The sequence below is a fragment of the Mycobacterium pseudoshottsii JCM 15466 genome, from assembly GCF_003584745.1.
Lineage (GTDB): Bacteria > Actinomycetota > Actinomycetes > Mycobacteriales > Mycobacteriaceae > Mycobacterium > Mycobacterium marinum.
Genome location: NZ_AP018410.1, coordinates 1,384,460 through 1,407,409 on the forward strand (window position 1 = coordinate 1,384,460; position 22,950 = coordinate 1,407,409).

Below are 22,950 nucleotides of genomic sequence, written 5' to 3' on the forward strand. Positions count from 1 at the left end.
TCGAGCGCTTGTCATCCAGGTGAGTCGTGTTGCGCAGGTCGCGGACGCCGCCGGTCGCCCCGGGTGCCGGCATTGTCGGGGCGCCAACACCTCCGATAACTTCAAGGATCAATGGGCGCATGTGTGGGGCCCGGCATCACCGAGAGCGATGATCGAAACTTCGCGGTCGTCGCGTCGGCGATCGAGTCAACGCTCGACGATGCCGCGTTCGGAAGTAGGCCAGACCGCTGGCCGCTGCCTGCGGCGATCACGCCGCGTCAGCTGTGGCTGCGTGCCGTCGCCGCCGGCGGCCAGGGCCGCTACGGCAGTGCGTATAGCGATCTGGCGCTGCTGCGGCGCCGGGTGCCGGCCGATCGCTGGTCCTCGCTGGCACACAGCACGCACGCGTCATTTCTGCGCCAGCTGGGGTGGCACACGCGGGCGCGCCGTTGGGACGGTCGTGCCCTAGCGCTGGCCGGTGCCGATCCCGAGGCCGCAACCGATGCGCTGGTGGGCCTTGCTGCCGACGCGCTGGGTGTCGGCCGCTTCGCCGCGTCGGCGGCGCTGCTGAGTCGTGCCGACACCGTCGTCGTCGCCGCGCAATTGCCGCCCCAGGTGGCCGACCGGCTGGCGGTGCGCCGCTGCTGGGTCGGGGCGGAGCTGGCCATGTTCTCCGGCGACGGCCGTACCGCGGTGGGTCTTGCCGAGCGGGGGGTCGAGCTGGCTCGCACCAGCGGCGGTGCGTCGGCCAGGCATCGGGTCAAAAGTGATGTGGTGCTGGCGGCGGCGTTATGCAGCGCCGGCGTCATCGATAAAGCGCGCGTGATCGGCGAGGCGGCCCTCGACGATGCCGGACGGCTGGGGCTGATCCCGCTGCGCTGGGCGCTGGCTTGCTTGCTGATCGATACCGAAAGCGTCACGCTTCCGGTAAGTCAGTTGCGCGAGATTCGCGATATCTGCGCAGATCAGGTGTGGCGCGCCGGTGGAACCTGGCGTCCCGCTTGAATTGCTTTTCGACCGTTATTGTCAATCCGTTAGCTAGCCCCGTTAGTTAGCCCGGGATGTGTCCGGTTCGTAACGTTGGAGATATCGCCGTCGATGACAATTGAAGGGGAACGTCTCGACGCTGTGGTTGCGGAGGCCGTGGCAGGAGACCGGAACGCGCTTCGGGAGGTGCTGGAGACCATTCGTCCGATCGTTGTGCGGTATTGCCGAGCTCGCGTCGGCACGGTCGAGCGCAGTGGCCTCTCAGCAGATGATGTGGCACAGGAGGTCTGTTTGGCCACCATTACGGCGTTGCCGCGCTATCGGGACCGAGGGCGCCCCTTCTTGGCCTTTCTGTACGGCATCGCGGCACACAAGGTTGCCGACGCGCATCGCGCCGCCGGGCGCGATCTTGCCTACCCGGCCGAATCGGTTCCAGAGCGCCGATCCGCCGATGCCGGTCCCGAGCAACTCGCCATCGAGGCCGATTCGGTCACCCGGATGAACGAATTGCTCGAGATACTGCCGGCCAAACAGCGTGAAATTCTGATTTTGCGCGTGGTTGTCGGTCTGTCCGCCGAGGAAACCGCGGCCGCTGTGGGTAGCACCACCGGGGCGGTCCGGGTGGCCCAGCACCGCGCACTTCAACGGCTCAAGGACGAAATCGTCGCGGCGGGTGACTATGCCTGAATCTGGATTTACTCTCGGCGACCAGCCGGGGTTGGACGAGGTGGCTCGCACCGATCTGCTTCTCGATGCGCTCGCCGGCCGCGAACGGTTCAGCCTCAACGATCCCGACGATGACGCGCTGGCCGCCCTGATGGGCGAATGGCGCGACGACCTGCGCTGGCCGCCGGCCAGCGCGCTGGTGTCGCAGAATGAGGCCGTTGATGCGCTGATCCTGGGGCTTTCCGAACGCCGCCGGTCGCGCCGCGCGTGGGCAGCGATCGGCTCGGTTGCGGCGACATTGCTGGCATTGAGCGGGCTTGGCGCCGTGGTGGCCGACGCCCGTCCCGGCGACCTGCTCTATGGCCTGCACGCGATGCTGTTCAACGAGCCGCGGGTCAGTGAAGACCAGATCATGTTGTCCGCCAAGGCCGATCTCGCCAAGGCCGAGCAGATGATCGCGCAGGGGCAATGGGACCAAGCCGAGAGCCAGCTGGCCGAGGTCAGCAGCACCCTGCAGACCGTCAACGACGGCAGCCGCCGACAGCACCTGCTAAACGAGCTGAATCAGCTCAACACCAAGGTCGAAAAGCGCGATCCGAATGCGACTCTGCCAGCTGGCGGGCCGCCAGAGTCCGGGCCCACCGGGGTGCTCGCACCGCAGGTTCCTCCGGGCAACTCGCTGACACCCCTGGCTCCGGAAACGGTGTCGCCCGTGCCGCCGAACGAATCGGGCGCACCGGAATCGGCACCGGCGCCCAGTGCGTCGCCAACCACGACGGGGGCCAAGCCGTCGGCATCGCTACCGCCCGCGGGCGCGACCGCGACCAGTCCGGCGCCCACGTCGGTCCCAACGCCGCCCGTTTCGGCGGTTGTCTCAGGCGAGACGCCCGCCGACACGTCTGTGGTGGCGCCTGGCTCGCCGGCGGCCGCCGGCGTTGCGGCACCGGGGCCGGCTAAGTCGGCAGCACCCGGCGACGCGACCAACCCGGGAAGTCCGGTGGTTCAAACGTCCGGACAGCCAGAACCGGTGGAACCCGCACCAGCAGGCCCAGTTTCCTGACGGGCTGGCGGGGGCGCTCAGTAGCGGATACGGCTCGCGTCCAGCCGTTGCAACACTCGCTCAGTGGCGGTGGTGGAACCCGTCCGCGTCGGATGTCGCTTCGTTGAGCGAGGCATCGGCGTAACCGCGGCAGTAATCCCAGGTGACGTAAGCGTCCGGCTCGGGGTCGTAGGCCGGCTCGTGTGGGCGGACGGTGCCGTCGATCAACAACTGCAGCAGGTTCGCGCGCAGCATGTCCCAGTCGTGATAGTGATCCTGTTGACACTCGTCGCAGCACACCACGAGTCCACGGATTCCCTTGTGGGCCAACAACGCCTCGTACACCGCGAGATCGGCCAGATCGGCCTCCACCGCCATCCGCTCTTGCTGATCCAGCGGCTGGCCGGGTTCTACGGCTTCCAGGGCTGCCGACGGATCGCAGGGGTCGTCGGCAAAGGGATCGGGCGGCAAACCCGGCGGGAGGTGGTCGCGCACCCCCCTAGCCTACGCAGGCAGGCAGCCATCGCGCCAGAAATTGCGTGGGCGCGCCTTGCGGTCTGTTTTGGACTCGCGCCACACCCCAAGCTGCGGCTCGGTCACAGTCTGGGAGCCGATAGGATGGGTCTTTCACTCCGCCATGCGTATGGAGGCCCCACCGATGTCCCGTGGCATGTCCCACTTGGAAGACAGTTCCGACCTGGTCGACAGCCCCTACATGCGCGATGCCCGTGTTGGGGACCTGTCCGGCGACTCGGTGCCCACCGGCGGCGACGATCCGCACAAGGTGGCGATGCTCGGGCTGACTTTCGACGACGTCTTGCTACTGCCGGCCGCCTCGGACGTGGTGCCCAGCACCGCTGACACGTCCAGTCAGCTCACCAAGAAGATCCGGCTCAAGGTGCCGCTGGTCAGCTCTGCGATGGACACCGTCACCGAGTCCCGGATGGCGATCGCGATGGCCCGGGCCGGCGGCATGGGGGTGCTACACCGCAACCTGCCGGTGGCCGAGCAGGCCAGCCAGGTCGAGACGGTCAAGCGCTCGGAGGCGGGGATGGTCACCGATCCGGTGACCTGCCGGCCGGACAACACCCTGGCCCAGGTCGACGCGTTGTGTGCCCGGTTCCGCATTTCTGGCCTGCCGGTGGTCGACGACGCGGGTGCGCTGGTGGGCATCATCACCAACCGGGACATGCGCTTCGAGGTCGACCAGTCCAAGCAAGTCGCCGAGGTGATGACCAAGGCCCCGCTGATCACCGCGCAGGAGGGGGTCAGTGCGTCGGCGGCCCTGGGCCTGTTGCGCCGGCACAAAATCGAGAAACTGCCGGTCGTCGACGGAAGCGGCCGGTTGACCGGGCTGATCACGGTCAAAGACTTCGTCAAGACCGAGCAACATCCGCTGGCCACCAAGGACAGCGACGGCCGGCTGCTGGTGGGCGCGGCCGTCGGTGTCGGGGGCGACGCCTGGGTCCGCGCCATGATGCTGGTGGACGCCGGGGTCGACGTGCTGATCGTCGACACCGCGCACGCCCACAACAGGCTGGTGCTCGACATGGTCAGCAAACTCAAACTCGAAGTCGGTGAGCGGGTCGAAGTGGTCGGCGGCAATGTGGCCACCAGGTCGGCGGCCGCGGCCCTGGTCGACGCCGGCGCCGACGCGGTCAAGGTTGGCGTGGGCCCGGGGTCGATCTGCACCACCCGGGTGGTGGCCGGTGTCGGCGCCCCGCAAATCACCGCGATCCTGGAAGCGGTCGCGGTGTGCCGGCGGGCGGGCATCCCGGTGATCGCCGATGGGGGGCTTCAGTACTCCGGTGACATCGCCAAGGCGCTGGCCGCCGGTGCATCGACGGCCATGCTGGGGTCACTGCTGGCCGGTACCGCCGAGGCGCCCGGTGAACTGATCTTCGTCAACGGCAAGCAATACAAGAGCTATCGCGGTATGGGTTCCCTCGGTGCCATGCAGGGCCGGGGCGGGGCGAAGTCCTACTCCAAGGACCGCTACTTCGCCGACGATGCCCTGAGCGAGGACAAGTTGGTACCCGAGGGCATCGAGGGCCGGGTGCCGTTCCGCGGCCCGCTGGCCTCGGTGATCCATCAGTTGACCGGCGGTTTGCGCGCCGCGATGGGCTACACCGGCTCGCCCACCATCGAGGTGCTGCAACAGGCGCAGTTTGTCCGTATCACGCCCGCTGGCCTCAAAGAGGGCCATCCGCACGACGTCGCCATGACCGTCGAAGCGCCCAACTACTACGCACGCTGACGGCAGATGATGGTTGAAATCGGCATGGGCCGCACCGCCCGTCGCACCTATGAACTCAGCGAGATCAGCATCGTCCCGTCGCGCCGGACGCGCTCGTCCAAGGACGTCTCCACGGCCTGGCAGCTCGACGCATACCGGTTCGAAATTCCGGTGGTGGCGCACCCGACCGACGCCCTGGTGTCCCCGGAGTTCGCCATCGAGCTCGGCCGCCTGGGCGGGCTGGCGGTGCTCAACGGGGAAGGTCTGATCGGTCGGCATGCCGACGTTGCGGCCAAGATCACCCAGCTCGTCGAGGCCGCCAGCAAGGAACCCGAGCCGACGGCGGCGATCCGGCTGCTGCAGGAGCTGCACGCGGCACCGCTGGACCCCGGACTGCTGGGTGCGGCGGTGGCACGGATTCGCGAAGCCGGTGTGACCACCGCGGTGCGGGTCAGCCCGCAGAATGCTCAGGCGCTCACGCCGGTGCTGGTGCAGGCCGGCATCGACCTGCTGGTCATCCAGGGCGCCATCGTCTCGGCCGAGCATGTTTCCAGCGATGGCGAACCGCTGAACCTGAAGACCTTCATTTCCGAGCTCGACATCCCGGTGGTTGCCGGTGGCGTCCTGGACCACCGCACGGCCCTGCACCTGATGCGGACCGGGGCCGCCGGGGTCATCGTCGGCTATGGGTCCACCGAGGGGATGACCAGCAGCGACGAGGTGCTCGGCATCAGTGTGCCGATGGCCACCGCGATCGCCGACGCCGCCGCCGCACGGCGCGAATACCTCGATGAGACCGGCGGCCGCTACGTGCACGTGCTCGCCGATGGCGACATCCACACCTCCGGCGAGCTGGCCAAGGCAATCGCCTGTGGCGCCGATGCGGTGGTGCTGGGTACGCCGCTGGCCGAGTCCGCCGAGGCGCTCGGCGAGGGCTGGTTCTGGCCGGCCGCCGCCGCGCACCCGTCATTGCCGCGCGGGGCATTGCTGCAGATCGCGATGGGCGAGCGGCCGTCGCTGGAGCGGGTCCTCAATGGGCCCTCCGACGACCCGTTCGGCACCCTCAACCTGGTCGGCGGGTTGCGCCGATCGATGGCCAAGGCCGGTTACTGCGATCTCAAAGAGTTCCAGAAGGTCGGTTTGGCAGTCGGCGGCTGACGCCACCCGCATCGGCTGGAGCGCCCGGACGCACTCGCCGATCGGTCTCGTCACCGATGGTCCGCGCAAACCACCAACATTGGGCTGGTATCCGAGTATGGTCCGCAGTTAGCGCAATGGGCTGCGGCCAGCAAACAAGCTCGTGCGCCGACGGCTCGGTTCCGGGAAGGGACTGCTGAAATGAACTTTCCGATGTTGCCCCCCGAGATCAATTCGGCGCGGATGTTTGCTGGTGCCGGGTCGGGGCCGATGTTGAGCGCGGCCATGGCCTGGGATGGGCTGGCGGTCGAGTTGGGATCGGCCGCCGAATCGTTTGGCTCGGTGACGTCGGGGCTGGTGGGTTCGTCGTGGCAAGGGGCGGCGGCAGCGGCGATGTCGGCCGCTGCCGCGCCCTATGTGAGCTGGCTCAATGCTGCGGCGGTGCGGGCTGGTGAGGCAGCGCTTCAGGCCAAAGAGGTGGTCAGCGCGTTTGAGGCCGCGCGGGCGGCCATGATCCATCCGTTGGCGGTTGCGGCGAATCGAAATGCGCTGGTGCAGCTGGTGCTGACGAACTTGTTCGGGCAGAACGCCCCGGCGATCGCGGCGGCCGAGGGCAGCTATGAGCAGATGTGGGCCGCCGACGTCGCCGCGATGCTGGGCTATCACGGCGGGGCATCCGCCGCGGCGTCGGGATTGGCGTCGTGGCAGCAGGCGCTGCAGGGGCTGGCCGGCCCGGCCGCGTCGGTCATCCCGGGTTTGAGCATTGGCAACACCGGCGTGGGAAACCTGAGCATCGGCAACATCGGCGACTTCAACCTGGGCGGTGGAAACGCCGGCAACCTCAATCTGGGCGGCGGAAACACCGGAAATGCCAACCTGGGTAGCGGGAACAACGGCTTCTTCAACCTGGGTAGCGGTAACACCGGCAACACCAACTTCGGCAACGGTAACCGCGGGAATCTGAACTGGGGCAGCGGAAATCTAGGCAACGCAAACGTGGGCTTCGGAAACTTTCTCGGCCAGGGAAACTTCGGCTTCGGAAACCGCGTCGGCGATGCCAACCTGGGCAGCGGCAACCTTGGCAACGCCAACTTCGGCAACGGAAATCTTGGTGACACCAACCTGGGTAGCGGTAACAACGGCTTTTCCAACGTGGGCTTTGGCAACCTCGGCAGCAACAATCTGGGCTTCGGGAACAACGGCGACAACAACATCGGCTTCGGCCTGACCGGAAACAACCAGGTGGGCATCAACTTCGCCGGACTCAACGGCGGCATCGGAAACATCGGCTTGGGCAACTCCGGTGACAACAACGTGGGGTTCTTCAACTCGGGCAGCAACAACGTGGGTTTCTTCAACTCCGGGGATCGGAACTTCGGTTTCGCGAACGCGGGTGACACCAACACGGGCTTTTGGAATGCCGGCCGGGTCAACACCGGCTTCGGTAACGGGGGCAACTTCAACCTCGGGTTTGGTAATGGGGGTGCCGCCAACGTCGGCGTCGGCAACGTCGGCGTCGGCAACGGCGGTGGCGGCAACCTGGGCTTCGGGAACTCGGGCACCGAGAACACCGGCAGCTTCAACTCTGGCGGCGACAATGGCCCCAACGGCGGAAACACCGGCAGCTTCAATTCCGGCTACGTGAACACCGGCTTTTTCAACTCCGGCTCCACCAATACGGGTCTGTTCAACGCGGGCAGCGTGAACACGGGCATCGGCAGTCCCGATACCCAACCGGGTTCGATCTCGGGTTTCGGTAACACCGGCGCGGGCGTCTCGGGCTTCAATAACTCGGGGGACGCCACCTCGGGCTTTATGAACGTCGCCACAACCTTCGGTTTTACCTCGGGAATCAACAACGTGGGCGACTACCAGGTGGGCCTGTTCAACACGGGCTTTGGCAACGCGGGAATCGCCAACTCGGGCAACGCCACCTTCGGCATCGCCAACTCGGGTGCGTTGAGTTCGGGCATCTCGAACTCGGGCACCAACAGCTCGGGCGGTTTCAACACCGGCGATGACCAGTCGGGTTTCTTCAACTAGGCGCGGCCGCACCGGCGTGCGAATAGCGTGTAGTGAAGTATCGGGTGCCCCGTAGCGGATCGAATGTAAAGAAGGTCATACTGCAGCCATGAAGCCGGATTACGACGTCTTGATTATCGGTTCGGGTTTCGGGGGCAGTGTGAGTGCGCTGCGCCTGACGGAGAAAGGCTACCGGGTCGGCGTGCTGGAGGCCGGCTGGCGCTTCAGTGATGCCGAATTCGCCAAGACATCCTGGGATCTGCGCAAATTCCTGTGGGCGCCCAAGCTGGGTTGCTACGGCATCCAGCGCATCCACCCGCTGAAAAACGTGATGATCCTGGCCGGCGCGGGGGTGGGCGGCGGATCGCTGAACTATGCCAACACGCTCTACGTTCCGCCGGACCCATTCTTCAACGACCAGCAGTGGAAACACATCACCGACTGGCGCGACGAGCTGATGCCGCACTACCAGCAGGCGCAGCGGATGCTGGGCGTGGTGAAAAACCCGACGTTCACCGACGCGGACCGCATCGTCAAGGAAGTCGCCGACGAGATGGGATTCGGTGACACCTGGGTGCCCACCCCGGTCGGGGTGTTCTTCGGTCCCGACGGCACCAAGACGCCGGGCAAGACGGTGCCCGACCCCTACTTCGGCGGTGCCGGCCCCGCGCGAACCGGCTGCACCGAATGCGGCGAGTGCATGACCGGCTGTCGCCATGGCGCCAAGAACACCCTGGTAAAGAACTACCTTGGTCTGGCGGAATCGGCTGGTGCCGAGGTGATTCCGATGACCACGGTGAAGGGCTTCGAGCAGCGGCCGGACGGGTTGTGGGAGGTTCGGACGGTTCGCACCGGCAGTTGGGCACGACGGGACCGGCGTACCTTCACCGCCTCGTACCTGATCTTGGCCGCCGGTACCTGGGGGACCCAGCATCTGCTGTTCAAGATGCGCGACAAGGGCAAGTTGCCCAGGCTCTCCAAGCGGCTGGGCGTGCTGACCCGAACCAACTCCGAATCCATCGTCGGCGCCGCGACGTTGAAGGTGAATCCGGACCTGGACCTGACCCACGGGGTGGCGATCACGTCGTCGATTCACCCGACGCCGGATACCCACGTCGAGCCGGTCCGCTACGGCAAGGGCTCCAACGCGATGGGGTTGTTGCAGACGCTGATGACCGACGGTTCCGGTCCCAGCGGCACCGACGTGGCGCGTTGGCGCCAGCTGCTCGACCAGGCCGGGGAAAGTCCGCGCAGGATGTTCCGGCTGATCAACCCCCGGCAGTGGAGCGAGCGCACGGTGATCGCGCTGGTCATGCAGCACCTGGACAACTCGATCACCACGTTCACCAAGCGCGGCAAGTTGGGCATCCGCTGGTATTCCAGCAAGCAGGGGCACGGCGAACCGAACCCGACCTGGATCCCGGTCGGCAACCAGGTGACCCGCCGCATTGCCGAGAAGATCGACGGGGTGGCCGGCGGTACCTGGGGTGAGTTGTTCAACATCCCGCTGACCGCGCACTTCCTGGGTGGTGCGGTGATCGGCGACAACCCCGACAGCGGGGTCATCGACCCGTATCACCGCGTCTACGGCTACCCGACCATGTTCGTGGTCGACGGTGCCGCGATCTCGGCGAACCTTGGTGTCAACCCCTCGCTGTCCATCACCGCACAAGCCGAGCGTGCCGCCTCGCTCTGGCCCAACAAGGGCCAAAACGATGAGCGGCCGCTGCAGGGCGACGGCTACAGTCGGCTGTCCCCGGTTCAGCCGGAACACCCGGTGGTGCCCGCCGACGCGCCCGGCGCGCTGCGCTGGCTGCCCATCGATCCGGTCAGCCGGGTCAGCAGCGCGGGCTGACGCCGGGCGGCGCGCAGGCCGGCGGCTAGCCGGCCAGCGCCAGCGGCGCTCCGCTGATCACTCGGCTGCGCTGCCCGTGCACGTCGACCGGAACGTCGCCCATCAGCGTCACCCGGTGCAACAGCCGATGCTGGTCGTCGTAGTCGTCGATGGCCCGATGCTGGGTTGCCCGGTTATCCCAGATGGCCACGTCACCTGATTCCCAATTCCAGCGGATGGTGTTCTCTGGCGAGGTGATTCGCCGTTGCAGCAGTTCGAACAGCGCGCTCGATTCCTGGCTGTCCAGACCGACGAAACCGCGGACGAAGTCGCCGGCCAACAGCGTGCGTTCGCCCGTTTCGGGGTGCACCCGCACCACCGGATGTTCGGTGCGGAAATCGGGTTTCTGGAATGCCTGCCGGAACGCCTGTTGGGTGTCGGTCAATGCCTGGACCGCCTCGTTGGCCACGTAGTCGTAGCGGTTGGTGTGCAGTGCCCACAGGTTCTCCACGAGGCACTTGAGCGGTTCGGGTAGTTCGGCGTAGGCCGTCGCGGTGTTTGCCCACAGGGTCGACCCGCCGTAGTTGGGCAGAGTGACCGCGCGCAGGATCGAGGCCGCCGGATAGTTCGCGGCGAAGGTGACGTCGGTGTGCCAGCGGTTGGCCTTGCCCCACTCGGAGTTGATCGGCGTGATGATCGGCGCATCGGGCAGCGCGGCCGTCGCGGCCGGGTGGCCGATCGGAGTGCCCAACAACCCGGCGAACTGGAGTTGTTGCTGGTCATCGAGGTGGTGTTGGTTGCGGAAGAAGATCACCTTGTGCTCGAGCAGTGCCGCGCGGATCTGGTCGACGGCGGCCGCGTCGAGATCGGCTCCCAGGCTCACCCCATCGACTTGGGCGCCTATCCGGCTGCCGAGCTTCTTGACTGTTATCAGGTCTGTCATTGCTGTTCCTTAAGCAAACGTAGGGTGTAGTCAGTTGACTACATCGGCTAGTGTAGTCGTGTGACTACAGGTTCGGCAATCCGTTCTCGAAAGACCCCCACCGGACGGGAAGAGGTAGCCGCGGCGGTGCTGGAAGCCGCCGCGGATCTGTTCGCCGAGCGGGGCCCGGCGGCGACGTCCATCCGCGATATCGCGGCCCGGTCAAAGGTCAACCACGGGTTGGTGTTTCGCCACTTCGGCGCAAAAGAACAACTGGTCGGGGCCGTCCTTGACTACCTGGGCACCCACCTGACGGAGCTGTTGCGTGCCGGGACACCCGCCGATGACCTCGAGCGGGCGCTGGATCGGCAGATGAGAGTGTGGGCGCGCACCCTGCTCGACGGATATCCGGCCGAGCAGCTGCAGACGCGCTTTCCCAACGTCGCCGAGCTACTCGGCCAGGTGCGTGTCCATCACGGCGACGACACCACCGCGCGGCTGGCGGTCGCCAATGCCATCGCGCTGTGCCTGGGCTGGCGCCTGTTCGAACCCATGCTGCGCTCGGCGACCGGTCTGGACGAACTGGCCGACGCCGATCTGCGGCAGGCGGTGACCGATGAGGTCGCGCGCATCATCGAGCCCTCAGGTCGCGGTTGACGCCCACACCTTGGCAGCCATGTTGCGCCGGTGCACCGGCTCACGGCCCGGCGGCTGTGGCGGTGGCGGCAATAGCGGCTTGTGCTTGTGCACCGAAATGGTGGTCGGCTTGGTCGAGCTGAGCTCGAGATCCTTGCCGGCATGGCGGATGGTCAGTTCCGCACCCGGCCCGTCGCGCAGGGTGAAGGTGACGGTGGAGTGGTTGGCGTCGACGGTCAGCCGGTAGCCGCGCCAGCGCAGCCGGAACCGCAATCGCGAAATGCCGTCGGGCAGTTGCGGATCGATGGACAGGATGCCCTCGTCGTCGCGCAGGCGGCCGAAGCCGCCGACCAGCGCGGTCCAGGCCCCGGCCAGCGACGCCATGTGCAGGCCGTCACGGGTGTTGCGGTGCAGATCGCGCAGGTCGATCAAGGCCGCCTCGTAGGCGTAGTCGTGGGCCAGCTCCAGGTGACCGACGTCGGCACACATCACCGCCTGGGTGCACGCCGACAGCGACGAGTCGCGCACCATGCGACGCTCGTAGTAGTCGACATTGCGGGCCTTCTGTTCCGCGGTAAACGCGTGGCTCTGCCACTGCATTGCCAGCACCAGGTCGGCCTGCTTGATTACCTGGGTGGGGTAGAGGCGCACATAGGCCTCGTGCAGTAGCAGCGGGTAGGTCGTATTGGTTTCGAAGTCCCACTCGGCCAGGGTGGTGAACCCCTCACACTGCTGGTGTACGCCCAGCTCTTCGTCGTAGGGGATGTTCACCGCGTCGGCCGCATCCCGCCAGGCCGCCATCTCTTCGGTGGTGACACCCATGTCCTGGGCGGCCTCGGGGTGGCGCAGACAGGCGTCGGCCGCGGTGATCAGGTTGTGGGCCGCCATCAGATTCGTGAAGACGTTGTCTCGAACGATCGCCGTGTACTCATCGGGGCCGGTGACCCCGTCCAGGTGCCAGATACCGTGGCGGTCGTGGTGCCCGAGCGAGATCCACAGCCGGGCGGTCTCGATCAAAACCGCTAGGCCACAATCCTTTTCCAGCGAGTGATCGCCGGTGACGGTGCGGTACCGCTCGAATGCCATGGCGATGTCGGCGTTGATGTGCCAGGCGGCCGTTCCGGCCGGCCAGTAGGCAGAGCATTCCTCCCCGCGGATGGTGCGCCAGGGAAAGCTCGCCCCGTCCAGACCGAGCTCGGCCGCGCGCTCCTTGGCGAGGTCCAACGTCGAGGCCCGCCACCGCAATGCGTCGGCCACCGCGTGTGGTGCCGTATAGGTCAGCACGGGCAGCACGAAGCCTTCCGAGTCCCAGAAAGCGTGGCCGTCGTAGCCGGTTCCGGTGAGCCCCTTGCTCGGGATCGCCCGGCGCTCGGCGCGGGCGCTGGCCTGCAGCAGGTGGAAAAGCCCGAACCGTACCGCTTGCTGGCACTCCGGGTCGCCCTCCACCTCGACGTCCGCGCTGTCCCAGAATTCGTCGAGGTAGGAGCGCTGCGTGTCGATCAGTCCCTGCCAACCGCTGTAGCGGGCACCGTGCAGTGCCCCGGCGACCTGGTCGCGCAGCGCGGGGCGCGAACGCAAACTCGACCAGCCATACGCCAGGTACTTGACGATGCGCAGTTTCTGTCCGGGCCGTAGTCCGCAGATCACCGTGGTGCGGGCCAGGTCGGGACGTGCGTCGGTGGTGATCTCGACCCGCCCGGGCACCTCGACCTCGTGGTCCATCGCGGCGGCCATCATCAAGGCACTGCTGCGGGTGCGGTGCATCAGCAGCGCTCCGCACTCGGTGTTCTCGTGGTCGACGGCCTGCAGCGGGTGCTCCAGGATTGCCGACACGCGCGGGTCATCCGAGGTTTCCGGCTGGTCCTCGTTGGTGACCAGTTCGGACTGCACGGTTATCCGGGCGAAATCGTCGACGGCCTCCACGGTGTACTCGATGGCCGCGACGCTGCGATGCGACAGCGATACCAGCCGGGTCGATACGACCTTGACCTGCTTGTCCGCCGGCGAGCGCCAGTGGGTGCTGCGGGTCAGTGTCCCGGCACGCAGATCGAGAACGCGCTCATGGGAGAGCAATTCGCCATAGCGCACGTCGAAGGGTTCGTCGTCGACCAGCAGTCGCAGGATCTTGCCGTTGGTGACGTCGACGACGGTCTGGCCGGCCTCCGGGTAGCCGTACCCGGCTTCGGCATAGGGCAGCGGGCGGATCTCGAAAAACGAGTTCAGGTAGGTGCCCGGCAGGCCGTAGGGCTCACCCTCGTCGAGGTTGCCGCGCAAGCCGATATGCCCGTTGGACAGGGCGAAGATCGACTCGGACTGGGCCAGCAGATTCAAGTCCAGCCGCGTCTCGCGAACCTGCCATGGTTCGACGGGAAAGGCTTCTTCGCTGATCATGATTGCAGCAGTTCGGCGAGATCGGTTATTACGACGTCGGCGCCGTTGCGCCGCAAATCTTCGGCCTGGCCCACTCGGTCAACACCCACCACGTAGCCGAAGTTACCGGCTCGACCGGCCTGCACGCCCGAAATTGCGTCCTCAAACACCGCCGCCGCATCCGGGGCGGTGTCGAGCAGCTGCGCTCCCCGCAGGTAGGAGTCGGGAGCCGGCTTGCCCGCGATGTGTTCCTCGCGCAGCCTCACGCCGTCCACCCGCTGTTGGATGAACCGGCTCAGGCCGGTGATCTCGAGCACGTCGCGGGTATTGGCGCTCGACGACACCACGGCGATGCTCAGGCCCGCGGCCGAGACTGCCTCGAGATAGCGCCGGGAACCCTCGAACACGTCCACGCCGTCCTTCTTCAGCACCTTTTGGAACATGTCATTTTTGCGGTTGCCCAGGCCGTACACCGTTTCGAGGTCGCCGGGATCATCGGGACTGCCGTCGGGAAGCTGGATACCCCGGCTGCTCAGAAAGGAGCGCACCCCGTCTTCTCGCTTCTTGCCGTCCACATACTGCCGGTAGTCGGCGGCTGGGTCGAAGGGGACGAACTGCCCGCCCGTGCGCTCGGCACGCTCGGAGAGGTATGCGTCGAACATGGCTTTCCAGGCCTTGGTATGGACGCTGGCGGTGTCGGTGAGCACACCGTCCAGGTCAAACAGACAGGCGCGGACCTTCTCTGGGAGACCCAGCACGGGGGACCTCGCTTCCGGGTTGTTCGGGCGCTACCAGTTCACCATGCCCGCTCGGGTACCGCGCAGGGTTACTGCCCACCGGTGTACCAAACGCGGCCGCTACGTGCAGGTGCGTCGCGTCGGCTTCGGGCGCTCGCGCAGGTCACTGGTGCAACGATCCGGAAAAGCCCGGAAATGCGTTGTCTGGTGGGGTCAGGCGGCGAGGGCGGCCAGGCGCTGCAATGGCGTGCGATCGAAGTAGACGTCATTGCGGCTCAGTCGATCGCCGTGCGTCAAAGCCAGATCCATGCCGTCGATCTCGACCTCGGTATCACGACCGATGAACCGAAAGCTGGCCCGCCAGAGCACCGCGGCGCCGTCCTCGTGGCGCAGGGGATAGGCCTCTCGCAAGGTCCAGTGCATCCGCCAGCGGTCGAAAAGCTTCGTCAAGTAGTGGCGCAGGGCCTCAGGCCCCTCCACGAAGCCGCGGGTGTTCGGGTCGCGATAGCGAACGTCGGCGGTGTAGCAGCCGACGACGCGGTCCACTTCCTGGGTGTTCCAGGCTTGCAGGAGCCGCTCGGCCAGCTCGATGGCCTGTTCTCGGTGCATGGGCACTCCTAGAGTAATTCTCTAGTTTTCTAGAGTGTTACTGCTAGCAGCATGGCCGCCACCCGGACAACCACCCGTGCCGGCGGTGATCGGCGCGCGGCGATCATCGAGGCCGCGCTGAATCGGTTTCTCAGCCAAGGCATCGACGCCACCGCACTGCGGCAGATCCAGCGCGATGCCGGTGTCAGCAATGGCAGTTTTTTCCACCATTTCCCGAGCAAGGAAGTGCTGGCGGCGGCCGTCTACGTCGACTGCGTAACGCGTTACCAGCAGGCGTTGCTCAAGGATCTGGCGCGCTACCCGGATGCGGAGTCGGCGGTGCGCGGGATTGTCGGCATGCACCTGAGCTGGTGCACCGAGCACCCGGAGATGGCGCGATTTCTCATCACGATGACCGAGCCCGCCGTGCACCGCGCGGCCGTCGACGAGCTGAGGTCGCACAACGAGCGCTTCGCGACCGCCGTGCAGACGTGGTGGCGCCCGCACGCTCACTACGGGGCGCTACGCCCCCTGAGCCCGGCGCACAGCCAGGCGCTCTGGCTGGGACCGGCCCAGGAGTTGGTGCGGGCCTGGTTGCTCGGCAACCTCGCCGCCCCCCCGAATGCCGCTGACGCGGCGATCCTTGCCGACGCGGCGTGGTTGTGCCTGCGGGCCGGCCCGGCCGGTTAGACCTGCGCGAGTGCCGGCTCGGTCTGTGCTGGTGTCGGTTGCCCGGCCCGGGCCGGCAGTAGCCAGCCGACAACGATCGCCGCTGCCAGTGCGATGCCGGCGCAAACCAGGGTTGCGACCTGCAGGCCGTCCAGGAACGCATGATTGACGGCGTCGCGTACCCCGGCGGCCGGTCCGGCCGGCAACTGGTCGATCACCTTGTGCGCCACCGCCATCGAACCTTTCATGGCCGAACGCACGTCGGACGGGAGGGTGGCCAAGGCCGACGCCGAGCCGAGCTGGCCGGAGTAGACGGATGCGAAGACGCTGCCCGCGATGGCGACGCCGAGGGTGCCGCCGAGTTCGCGGGTGGTGTCGTTGACCGCCGAGCCGACTCCGGCCCTGTCGGCCGGCAACGATCCCATGATCGCCTCGGTGGCCGGCGCGGTGGTGAGGCCCAGGCCACCGCCCAGCAGCAGCATCTGCAGTGCGATCTGGGTATACGGGGTTGTCGCATCGGCCGTGGACGCCCACGCCAGCGCGGCGGCGAACACCGCCAAGCCGGCGGCGACCACGGCGGTGGTGCCCACCCGTTCCACCAGGCGGGGTCCCAGGATGGCGGCCAGTGCAATCGAGAGGGCGACCGGTAGCAACCGCACCCCGGTCTGCAATGCCGTGTAGTCCTTGATGAATTGGAAGTACTGGGTGATGACGAAGATGAACCCGAACAGCGTCAAAAAGCCCGCGGTCACCGCCAGGCTGCCACCGGAGAACCGGCGGTTGGCGAACACCGATACGTCCAACATCGGATTGCTGCTGCGCCGCTCCCACAGCGCGAATCCCACCAGAACGATTGCCGCCGCGATGAAGCCGCCGCTGGCGCGGGTGCTGGTCCATCCCCAGTTGGGCGCTTCGATGATGGTGTAGACCAGCGCCGTGATGCCGACCGCGGACAGCATCAGGCCGGGAACGTCGACGCGGGGTGCCGCCGGGTCGCGGGAGGTCGGTACGAACAGGATGGCGCCGGCCATGGCTGCGACCGCAATCGGAACGTTCACCAAAAAGATCGAGCCCCAGGAGAAGTGTTCGAGCAGCCAGCCGCCGGTGATCGGTCCGACGGCGACCCCGACGCCCACCATGGCCGTCCACAGCCCGATCGCCTTGGCGCGCGGAACCGGGTCGGTGAAGATGTTGGTGATCAATCCCAGCGTGGTCGGAAAGATGACCGCGGCTCCGACGCCCATGGCGGCGCGCGCCGCAACCAACGTATCCGCCGAATTCACCTGTGCGGCAAGGGCGGAAGTGAGCGCGAACAAGATGAGGCCGGCGCTGAGCCAGCCTCGCCTGCCGTAGCGGTCGCTAAGGCTGCCGGCCGACAGCAGCAGTCCCGACATGACCAGGGTGTACGCGTCGACGATCCACTGCAGTTGTGCGGTATCTGCCCCCAGTTCGCGCGACAGCGTGGGCAGGGCGACGTTGACGATGGTGGCGTCCACGCTGATCACGAAGACGGATAGGCAGATAACGGCAAGCGCGAGGATCGGGTGATCCCGGAAGACGGGCTGAATACGCATGGACAAGACGCTAAAGCTGATAGACAAATAAATCAAGTAGAAATTTGAATAAAGTGTCTACGGTGGTACCGTGACGCAGTGTCTGCCCGCAACTACAACCAGAACTGCCCCATCGCTCGCGGGCTCGACATCTTCGGGGAGCGGTGGACCTTGCTGATCCTGCGCGAGTTGGTCGGCGGGCCCCGCCGCTACGGCGACCTGCGCGCCGAGTTGGCCGGCATTGCCACCAACTTGCTGGCGCAGCGACTCGCCGAGCTCCAAGAGCGCGGGCTCGTCGACCGAACCGAATTGCCCCCGCCGATCGGGCGGACCGTCTACACCCTCAGCGACGGCGGCTGGCGGCGGGTGTTGCCGGTCTTGCAGACCCTCGCGTGGTTCGGCCTGGACCTCATTGATCCGATCGACGACTCGAGCGTGGTTTCGCCGTTGAACGGCTTCCTCGCCGGAATCCTGCTGGGCTTCGACCCGGCCCGCGCCCCGGGGTTGGCTGCGACCTACCGTGCCGAGATCGACGGGCGCCGTTTCGAGTTCGCGGTGGAGCGCGGTCGCCTCGGGCCCGCCCGCGGGGCCCCGACGGTGACGATCAGCGCCGCTGCGCTAGACCTTGTCACGGCCCGTTTGGGGGCTGACGAAGCCACCCGAAAAGCGGCCCTGGGGCGGATCGACTTCGATGGCGACCCCGGCGCCATCGACGCGCTGTGCACCGCGTTTTCGTTGTCGGGGAATTCGCCGCGAGCCAGGGGCGCCGACGGCCGGTCCTAGTGTCGGGAATCGGTGCCGGCGGGTGAGGCAGCACCGGTCGGCGAACCCGCTGGTGCTCAGCCTCTAGACTGATTGCCCGTGGCAGAACCCGTTGACCTCGATGTGGCTGGACCGGTGGGCCGGCCGGTGTTGGTGGTGGATTTCGGTGCGCAGTATGCGCAATTGATCGCCCGCCGGGTCCGGGAAGCGCGGGTGTTCTCGGAGGTGATCCCGCACACCACCTCGATCGAGGAGATCAAGGCCCGTGACCCGCTGGCGCTGGTGCTTTCCGGGGGGCCGGCCAGCGTGTATGCGCCGGGCGCTCCGCAGCTTGATCCGGCGCTGTTCGACCTGGGTCTGCCAGTGTTCGGTATCTGCTATGGCTTCCAGGTGATGGCACAGGCGCTCGGCGGAACGGTCGCTCATACCGGGACCAGCGAGTACGGCCGGACGGAGCTGAAAGTCCTTGGCGGCGACTTGCATTCAGACTTGCCCGACATCCAGCCGGTCTGGATGAGCCACGGTGACGCGGTCACCGCGGCCCCGGACGGATTCGAGGTCGTGGCCAGCAGCGCCGGTGCCGCGGTGGCCGCCTTCGAGAACCGGGAGCGACGCCTGGCCGGGGTGCAATATCACCCGGAGGTGATGCACACCCCGCACGGGCAACAGATCCTCGGCCGGTTTCTGCATGACTTCGCCGGGATCGGCGCCCGGTGGACCCCCGCCAATATCGCCAATGCGCTGATCGAGCAGGTACGCACGCAGATCGGCGATGGCCACGCCATCTGCGGACTGTCCGGTGGGGTGGATTCCGCGGTGGCCGCGGCGCTGGTGCAACGCGCCATCGGTGACCGGTTGACCTGTGTCTTCGTCGATCACGGGTTGTTGCGTGCCGGCGAGCGTGCGCAGGTGGAGCGCGACTTCGTGGCCGCGACCAAGGCCAATCTGGTCACCGTCGACGTGGCCGACACCTTCCTGGCGGCCCTGTCGGGTGTGACCGACCCCGAGGGCAAGCGCAAGATCATCGGTCGCCAGTTCATCCGGGCGTTCGAGGGCGCGGTGCGCGATGTGCTGGATGGCCGCGACATCGAGTTTCTGGTGCAGGGCACGCTGTATCCGGACGTGGTGGAATCCGGCGGAGGCAGCGGCACCGCCAACATCAAGAGCCACCACAATGTCGGCGGTCTGCCCGACGATCTGAAGTTCACCCTGGTCGAGCCGTTGCGGCTGCTGTTCAAGGACGAGGTGCGCGCGGTCGGGCGGGAGTTGGGTCTGCCGGAGGAGATCGTTGCGCGCCAACCTTTTCCGGGGCCGGGCTTGGGCATCCGGATCGTCGGGGAGGTCACCGGGCAGCGGCTGGACACGCTGCGTCGCGCCGACTCGATCGCGCGCGAGGAGTTGACCGCGGCGGGCCTGGACAACCAGATCTGGCAGTGTCCGGTGGTGCTGCTGGCCGATGTCCGCTCGGTCGGAGTGCAGGGCGACAACCGCACCTACGGGCATCCGATCGTGCTGCGGCCGGTGTCCAGCGAGGACGCCATGACCGCTGACTGGACCCGGGTGCCCTTCGAGGTGCTCGAGCGCATCTCGACCCGCATCACCAACGAGGTGCCCGAGGTCAACCGCGTGGTGCTGGATGTCACCAGCAAGCCGCCGGGCACCATCGAGTGGGAATAAGAGTGGGAATAAGAGTGCCGCGACACTTAACCGGTTGCGAAGACGCGCCGGCGCGAGTCGCGGTGGTTTAAGTCTCGACGAGTTCGCGCCTGCCGTAGGTGATGGTCGCGGCGCGCCAGCAGCCCCCGGCCTCGTTGACGAGCCGACGTGCGATATCCACATCATCGTTGCCGGCGACCAGGATCAGGGTGTGGTCGTCAGTGCTGATCGATCCGCCCAGCAGTCGGTCCCGGGCAACCGCATCTGCCATCAGCGCCTGGCCCAAGCGCGGGGCATCGATGTCCGGCACGTCAATGGTGAAGGCATTCGCCGCCGCGGGCGCACCTTGCGGTAGGTATTCGAAGGTCAGCACAGATCCCTGGTCGAATTGGTTGCGCAGCGCCTCGGCGACGTTGTGCAACGTGGGTGCATCGACAACGCACACGTGGAATTCGCGCGAGCGTTCGTAGGTGTTCTGGTGCAGCTCGTCTGACCACAGCACCCCATTGACCAGTCTCGATCCCGTCATCGCCGCACCGTTTTGCGCGATCGTGGCGGCAGCTTGCATCTCGAACAGCTGCAACTGGTCGTGCGATTGGCTGGAGTCGGGATCGGTGCTGACGGCGGTGTTGTTGGTGGCGAATATCTCCGCCGGCCGGCATGCTGGTTCCTCGCCTCTGGCGGGGCCGGCGCCACCCAGGAAGACGAGCCGCCGCACGCCACCAAGAGCGCCGCCAGCGCTGAGAGGGTTCTTCGGGACCGCACAATGCAGCGTCTCATGGGCGTTTGAGGGCTGTCTTGACGGGGTTCGTGGCCCCGGTGTTTACTCGACTCTATCGAACATACTTTCGAAAATGCTCGGTTGGAAAGTCGGTAGGAGGCCTGTCATGACCACGGCTTTGGCCTCCGATCGGCGGCACGAAAACCGCGCTGAACAGCTGGAATCGCTGCGTCGGCAGATCGCCGTGTTGTCCGGGAAGCCGGCTGGGAAAGCCGTCGAGCCTTCCGCTGACCCGCTGGCGATTCCGGCTGGGGTGGCTGGGGTGGCCCTGCCCCGGGGCACGGTAGCGGTGCTGTCCGGGGCCCGGTCACTGCTGCTGAACATGGTGGCCGCGGTGACGGCGGCCGGTGGCAACGCCGCCATTGTCGGCCAGCCGGATATCGGACTGCTCGCCGCCGTGGAGATAGGGGCCGATCTGAGCCGGCTCGCGGTCATCCCGGATCCCGGAACGGATCCGGTGGAGGTGGCGGCGGTGCTCGTCGATGGCATGGACCTGGTGGTGCTCGGCCTTGATGGCCAGCGGGTGTCACGGACACGGGCGCGGGCGGTGGTGGCCCGGGCCCGTCATAGAGGTTGCACCCTGCTAGTCACCGACGGTGACTGGGAGGGGGCACCGACGCGGTTGGAGGCCCGGGTTTGCGGCTATGAGATCACGGTGGGTAACCGGGGCGCGCCGACACCGGGATTCGGGCGCATCAGCGCCGTGCGGTTACAGGTCAGCGGGATATGTGCGGGACGATCGATCGGCCGGGTGCGAACGGGGTGAGTTCGGGTGAATTCAGGGCCCCCTTCCCGAGTGTTGGCGATCTGGTGCATGGACTGGCCCGCCGTCGCGGCCGCGGCCGCCGCGGATCAGCCCGTGACGGCGCCGGTCGCGGTTACTTTGGCAAACCGGGTGATTGCCTGCTCGTCGACAGCACGTGCGGTTGGAGTGCGGCGCGGGCTGCGGCGCCGGGAGGCGGCGGCCCGTTGCCCGCAACTGCACATCGCGACCGCCGACGCCGACCGTGATGCTCGCTTCTTCGAAGGGGTGGTCGCGGCGGTAGACGATCTGGTGCCCCGCGCCGAGGTGCTGCGTCCCGGGCTCCTGGTGCTGCCGGTGCGAGGAGCGGCGCGATTCTTCGGTTCTGAGCAGCAGGCGGCCGAGCGGTTGATCGACGCGGTGGCCGCCGCCGGCGCCGAGTGCCAGGTCGGGATTGCCGATCGGTTGTCCACCGCGGTCTTCGCCGCGCGGGCCGGGCGTGTGGTGGAACCGGGACACGATGCACGGTTTCTGTCGGCCCTTTCGGTCCGTCAGCTCGCCGCCGAGCCGAGCCTGTCCGGACCCGGGCGTGACGAACTGACGGATTTGTTGTGGCGGATGGGGATTCGTACCGTCGGACAATTTGCCGCGCTCTCCCGCACCGACGTCGCTTCCCGGTTCGGCGCTGACGCGGTGGCCGCACACCGGTTCGCCCGCGGCGAGCCCGAACGCCTTCCCTCCGGGTGCGAACCACCGCCGGAACTCGGGGCGGTGCTGCGCTGCGATCCGCCGATCGATCGGGTCGACGCCGCGGCATTCGCCGGCCGGGCGCTGGCCAGTGAGCTGCACCAGGCGTTGCTGGCCGCCGGAGTGGGGTGCACCCGGCTGGCCATTCACGCCGTCACCGACAGCGGTGAAGAGCGCACCCGGGTGTGGCGGTGTGCCGAGCCGTTGACCGAGGAGGCCACCGCGGACCGGGTGCGCTGGCAGCTGGACGGATGGCTGAGCAGTCGCAACGCCAGGGACCGGCCCACCGCGCCAGTGACGCAGTTGCGTCTGCAGGCGCTCGAAGTGGTGTCCGCTGAAGCGCTGCAGTTGCCGTTGTGGGGTGGTTTGGGCGAAGAGGACAGGCTTCGGGCCCGTCGCGCGCTGGTACGGGCGCAAGGCCTGCTCGGTCCGGAGGCGGTTCAGGTGCCGGTGCTGTCCGGCGGTCGCGGGCCGACCGAGCGCATCACGTTGACCGCGCTGGGCGATGAGCCGGTGCCGCAGGCCGATCCGGGGCAGCCCTGGCCAGGGCAGTTACCCGCGCCCTCGCCGGCGGTATTGCTCGACGACCCGGTGGAATTGCTTGATGTCCAAGGAAATCCGGTACGGGTAACCAGCCGGGGGATGTTCTCCACTGCCCCCGCGAGACTGGTCGTCGGCGGCCGTGATGACCGGCTGCACTGGTGGGCCGGACCTTGGCCAGTCGACGAACGGTGGTGGGACCCCGATCTCGGTAAAGGCCGCACCGCCCGCGCCCAGGTGCTGCTGGGGGACGAGCGCGCGCTACTGCTGTGCTATCGGCAGCGGCGGTGGTACCTCGAAGGGAGTTACGAGTGACACCGCAGACCAGTCTTAACCGTGTCCAGCGT

At 67.1% G+C, this 22,950-nt stretch carries 20 protein-coding genes; 13 read left to right on the plus strand and 7 right to left on the minus strand.

Translation table 11 applies throughout. The annotated features are described in order from the left end of the window. Positions 1-123 precede the first annotated feature (123 nt). The 3 genes from MPSD_RS06335 to MPSD_RS06345 all read left to right on the plus strand — a co-directional run bounded on the left by MPSD_RS06335 (position 124) and on the right by MPSD_RS06345 (position 2,692). Complete coding sequence (locus MPSD_RS06335) at positions 124-984, plus strand: hypothetical protein (protein ID WP_086085244.1); 861 nt, start codon at positions 124-126, stop codon at positions 982-984. A gap of 93 nt (positions 985-1,077) precedes the next feature. Next, positions 1,078-1,653 (plus strand): ECF RNA polymerase sigma factor SigD, encoded by a 576-nt coding sequence (gene sigD, locus MPSD_RS06340; RefSeq protein WP_015354741.1) that lies wholly within the window; start codon positions 1,078-1,080, stop codon positions 1,651-1,653. Beyond that, positions 1,646-2,692 (plus strand): anti-sigma-D factor RsdA, encoded by a 1,047-nt coding sequence (locus MPSD_RS06345; protein WP_086085240.1) that lies wholly within the window; start codon positions 1,646-1,648, stop codon positions 2,690-2,692. The genes sigD and MPSD_RS06345 overlap by 8 nt, the downstream gene beginning before the upstream one ends. A 60-nt stretch (positions 2,693-2,752) precedes the next feature. Here the strand turns inward: MPSD_RS06345 and MPSD_RS06350 are convergent, their stop codons facing one another. Continuing rightward, positions 2,753-3,166, minus strand: coding sequence for a DUF5319 domain-containing protein (locus MPSD_RS06350; RefSeq protein WP_012393020.1), 414 nt, complete (start codon positions 3,164-3,166; stop codon positions 2,753-2,755). 163 nt (positions 3,167-3,329) lie between these two features. Here MPSD_RS06350 and guaB point away from each other — a divergent pair, with 163 nt between their 5' ends. The 4 genes from guaB (at position 3,330) to MPSD_RS06370 (ending at position 9,921) form a co-directional block, all read left to right on the plus strand. After that, positions 3,330-4,928 carry an IMP dehydrogenase gene (guaB, locus tag MPSD_RS06355; protein WP_020788497.1) on the plus strand — a complete coding sequence of 533 codons (1,599 nt, stop codon included), beginning with the start codon at positions 3,330-3,332 and terminating at the stop codon, positions 4,926-4,928. A gap of 9 nt (positions 4,929-4,937) precedes the next feature. Next, on the plus strand, positions 4,938-6,065 hold the full coding sequence (locus MPSD_RS06360; RefSeq protein WP_036427498.1) for a GuaB3 family IMP dehydrogenase-related protein: 1,128 nt from the start codon (positions 4,938-4,940) through the stop codon (positions 6,063-6,065). A 180-nt stretch (positions 6,066-6,245) separates the two neighbouring features. Next, complete coding sequence (locus MPSD_RS06365) at positions 6,246-8,087, plus strand: PPE family protein (RefSeq protein ID WP_020788495.1); 1,842 nt, start codon at positions 6,246-6,248, stop codon at positions 8,085-8,087. An 88-nt stretch (positions 8,088-8,175) separates the two neighbouring features. Then, on the plus strand, positions 8,176-9,921 hold the full coding sequence (locus MPSD_RS06370) for a GMC oxidoreductase (RefSeq protein ID WP_086085241.1): 1,746 nt from the start codon (positions 8,176-8,178) through the stop codon (positions 9,919-9,921). 25 nt (positions 9,922-9,946) lie between these two features. Here the strand turns inward: MPSD_RS06370 and MPSD_RS06375 are convergent, their stop codons facing one another. Then, positions 9,947-10,843, minus strand: a complete 897-nt coding sequence (locus tag MPSD_RS06375) for a TauD/TfdA dioxygenase family protein (RefSeq protein ID WP_086085242.1) — start codon at positions 10,841-10,843, stop codon at positions 9,947-9,949. Between the two features lie 60 nt (positions 10,844-10,903). Here MPSD_RS06375 and MPSD_RS06380 point away from each other — a divergent pair, with 60 nt between their 5' ends. After that, positions 10,904-11,479, plus strand: coding sequence for a TetR/AcrR family transcriptional regulator (locus MPSD_RS06380; protein ID WP_011739157.1), 576 nt, complete (start codon positions 10,904-10,906; stop codon positions 11,477-11,479). On the opposite strand, the gene MPSD_RS06385 is transcribed toward MPSD_RS06380, so the two are convergent. The 3 genes from MPSD_RS06385 to MPSD_RS06395 all read right to left on the minus strand — a co-directional run bounded on the left by MPSD_RS06385 (position 11,465) and on the right by MPSD_RS06395 (position 15,174). Further along, a complete protein-coding gene (locus MPSD_RS06385; protein ID WP_015354747.1) occupies positions 11,465-13,849 on the minus strand; it encodes a glycoside hydrolase family 65 protein in 2,385 nt (794 codons plus the stop codon). The genes MPSD_RS06380 and MPSD_RS06385 overlap by 15 nt on opposite strands. Continuing rightward, the gene (locus MPSD_RS06390; protein ID WP_020788494.1) at positions 13,846-14,586 is read right to left on the minus strand and encodes a beta-phosphoglucomutase family hydrolase; all 741 of its coding nucleotides are present in this window, start codon (positions 14,584-14,586) and stop codon (positions 13,846-13,848) included. The genes MPSD_RS06385 and MPSD_RS06390 overlap by 4 nt, the downstream gene beginning before the upstream one ends. Before the next feature lie 192 nt (positions 14,587-14,778). Beyond that, positions 14,779-15,174: a nuclear transport factor 2 family protein gene (locus MPSD_RS06395; RefSeq protein ID WP_020788493.1), complete on the minus strand. Its 396-nt coding sequence runs from the start codon at positions 15,172-15,174 to the stop codon at positions 14,779-14,781. A 51-nt stretch (positions 15,175-15,225) separates the two neighbouring features. On the opposite strand from MPSD_RS06395, the gene MPSD_RS06400 reads away from it, so the two are divergent. Continuing rightward, the gene (locus tag MPSD_RS06400) at positions 15,226-15,843 is read left to right on the plus strand and encodes a TetR/AcrR family transcriptional regulator (RefSeq protein ID WP_086085243.1); all 618 of its coding nucleotides are present in this window, start codon (positions 15,226-15,228) and stop codon (positions 15,841-15,843) included. Here the strand turns inward: MPSD_RS06400 and MPSD_RS06405 are convergent. Continuing rightward, on the minus strand, positions 15,840-17,396 hold the full coding sequence (locus MPSD_RS06405) for a DHA2 family efflux MFS transporter permease subunit (protein ID WP_020788491.1): 1,557 nt from the start codon (positions 17,394-17,396) through the stop codon (positions 15,840-15,842). The two genes, MPSD_RS06400 and MPSD_RS06405, sit on opposite strands and share 4 nt — an antisense overlap. Positions 17,397-17,474: 78 nt before the next feature. Between MPSD_RS06405 and MPSD_RS06410 the strand changes: the two genes are divergently transcribed. Both MPSD_RS06410 and guaA read left to right on the plus strand, forming a co-directional pair. Beyond that, complete coding sequence (locus tag MPSD_RS06410) at positions 17,475-18,158, plus strand: winged helix-turn-helix transcriptional regulator (RefSeq protein WP_020788490.1); 684 nt, start codon at positions 17,475-17,477, stop codon at positions 18,156-18,158. A 78-nt stretch (positions 18,159-18,236) separates the two neighbouring features. Then, positions 18,237-19,814: a glutamine-hydrolyzing GMP synthase gene (gene guaA, locus MPSD_RS06415; protein ID WP_020727355.1), complete on the plus strand. Its 1,578-nt coding sequence runs from the start codon at positions 18,237-18,239 to the stop codon at positions 19,812-19,814. Positions 19,815-19,881: 67 nt separating this feature from the next. Here the strand turns inward: guaA and MPSD_RS06420 are convergent, their stop codons facing one another. Next, positions 19,882-20,511 carry a hypothetical protein gene (locus MPSD_RS06420; RefSeq protein ID WP_020788489.1) on the minus strand — a complete coding sequence of 210 codons (630 nt, stop codon included), beginning with the start codon at positions 20,509-20,511 and terminating at the stop codon, positions 19,882-19,884. Between the two features lie 169 nt (positions 20,512-20,680). Here MPSD_RS06420 and MPSD_RS06425 point away from each other — a divergent pair, with 169 nt between their 5' ends. Both MPSD_RS06425 and MPSD_RS06430 read left to right on the plus strand, forming a co-directional pair. Continuing rightward, on the plus strand, positions 20,681-21,340 hold the full coding sequence (locus MPSD_RS06425) for a hypothetical protein (RefSeq protein WP_020788488.1): 660 nt from the start codon (positions 20,681-20,683) through the stop codon (positions 21,338-21,340). A gap of 48 nt (positions 21,341-21,388) precedes the next feature. After that, a complete protein-coding gene (locus MPSD_RS06430) occupies positions 21,389-22,918 on the plus strand; it encodes a DNA polymerase Y family protein (protein ID WP_020788487.1) in 1,530 nt (509 codons plus the stop codon). The last annotated feature ends 32 nt before the right edge of the window (positions 22,919-22,950 follow it).

Excerpts from the sequence above, each read along its gene's own strand:
- MPSD_RS06365 (WP_020788495.1), top strand. The coding sequence starts at position 6,246 with ATGAACTTTCCGATGTTGCCCCCCGAGATCAATTCGGCGCGGATGTTT.
- MPSD_RS06345 (WP_086085240.1), top strand. The coding sequence starts at position 1,646 with ATGCCTGAATCTGGATTTACTCTCGGCGACCAGCCGGGGTTGGACGAG.
- sigD (WP_015354741.1), top strand. The coding sequence starts at position 1,078 with ATGACAATTGAAGGGGAACGTCTCGACGCTGTGGTTGCGGAGGCCGTG.
- guaB (WP_020788497.1), top strand. The coding sequence starts at position 3,330 with ATGTCCCGTGGCATGTCCCACTTGGAAGACAGTTCCGACCTGGTCGAC.
- MPSD_RS06400 (WP_086085243.1), top strand. The coding sequence starts at position 15,226 with ATGGCCGCCACCCGGACAACCACCCGTGCCGGCGGTGATCGGCGCGCG.
- MPSD_RS06430 (WP_020788487.1), top strand. The coding sequence starts at position 21,389 with ATGGACTGGCCCGCCGTCGCGGCCGCGGCCGCCGCGGATCAGCCCGTG.
- MPSD_RS06425 (WP_020788488.1), top strand. The coding sequence starts at position 20,681 with ATGACCACGGCTTTGGCCTCCGATCGGCGGCACGAAAACCGCGCTGAA.
- MPSD_RS06360 (WP_036427498.1), top strand. The coding sequence starts at position 4,938 with ATGGTTGAAATCGGCATGGGCCGCACCGCCCGTCGCACCTATGAACTC.
- MPSD_RS06375 (WP_086085242.1), bottom strand. The coding sequence starts at position 10,843 with ATGACAGACCTGATAACAGTCAAGAAGCTCGGCAGCCGGATAGGCGCC.
- MPSD_RS06405 (WP_020788491.1), bottom strand. The coding sequence starts at position 17,396 with ATGCGTATTCAGCCCGTCTTCCGGGATCACCCGATCCTCGCGCTTGCC.
- MPSD_RS06385 (WP_015354747.1), bottom strand. The coding sequence starts at position 13,849 with ATGATCAGCGAAGAAGCCTTTCCCGTCGAACCATGGCAGGTTCGCGAG.
- MPSD_RS06395 (WP_020788493.1), bottom strand. The coding sequence starts at position 15,174 with ATGCACCGAGAACAGGCCATCGAGCTGGCCGAGCGGCTCCTGCAAGCC.
- MPSD_RS06370 (WP_086085241.1), top strand. The coding sequence starts at position 8,176 with ATGAAGCCGGATTACGACGTCTTGATTATCGGTTCGGGTTTCGGGGGC.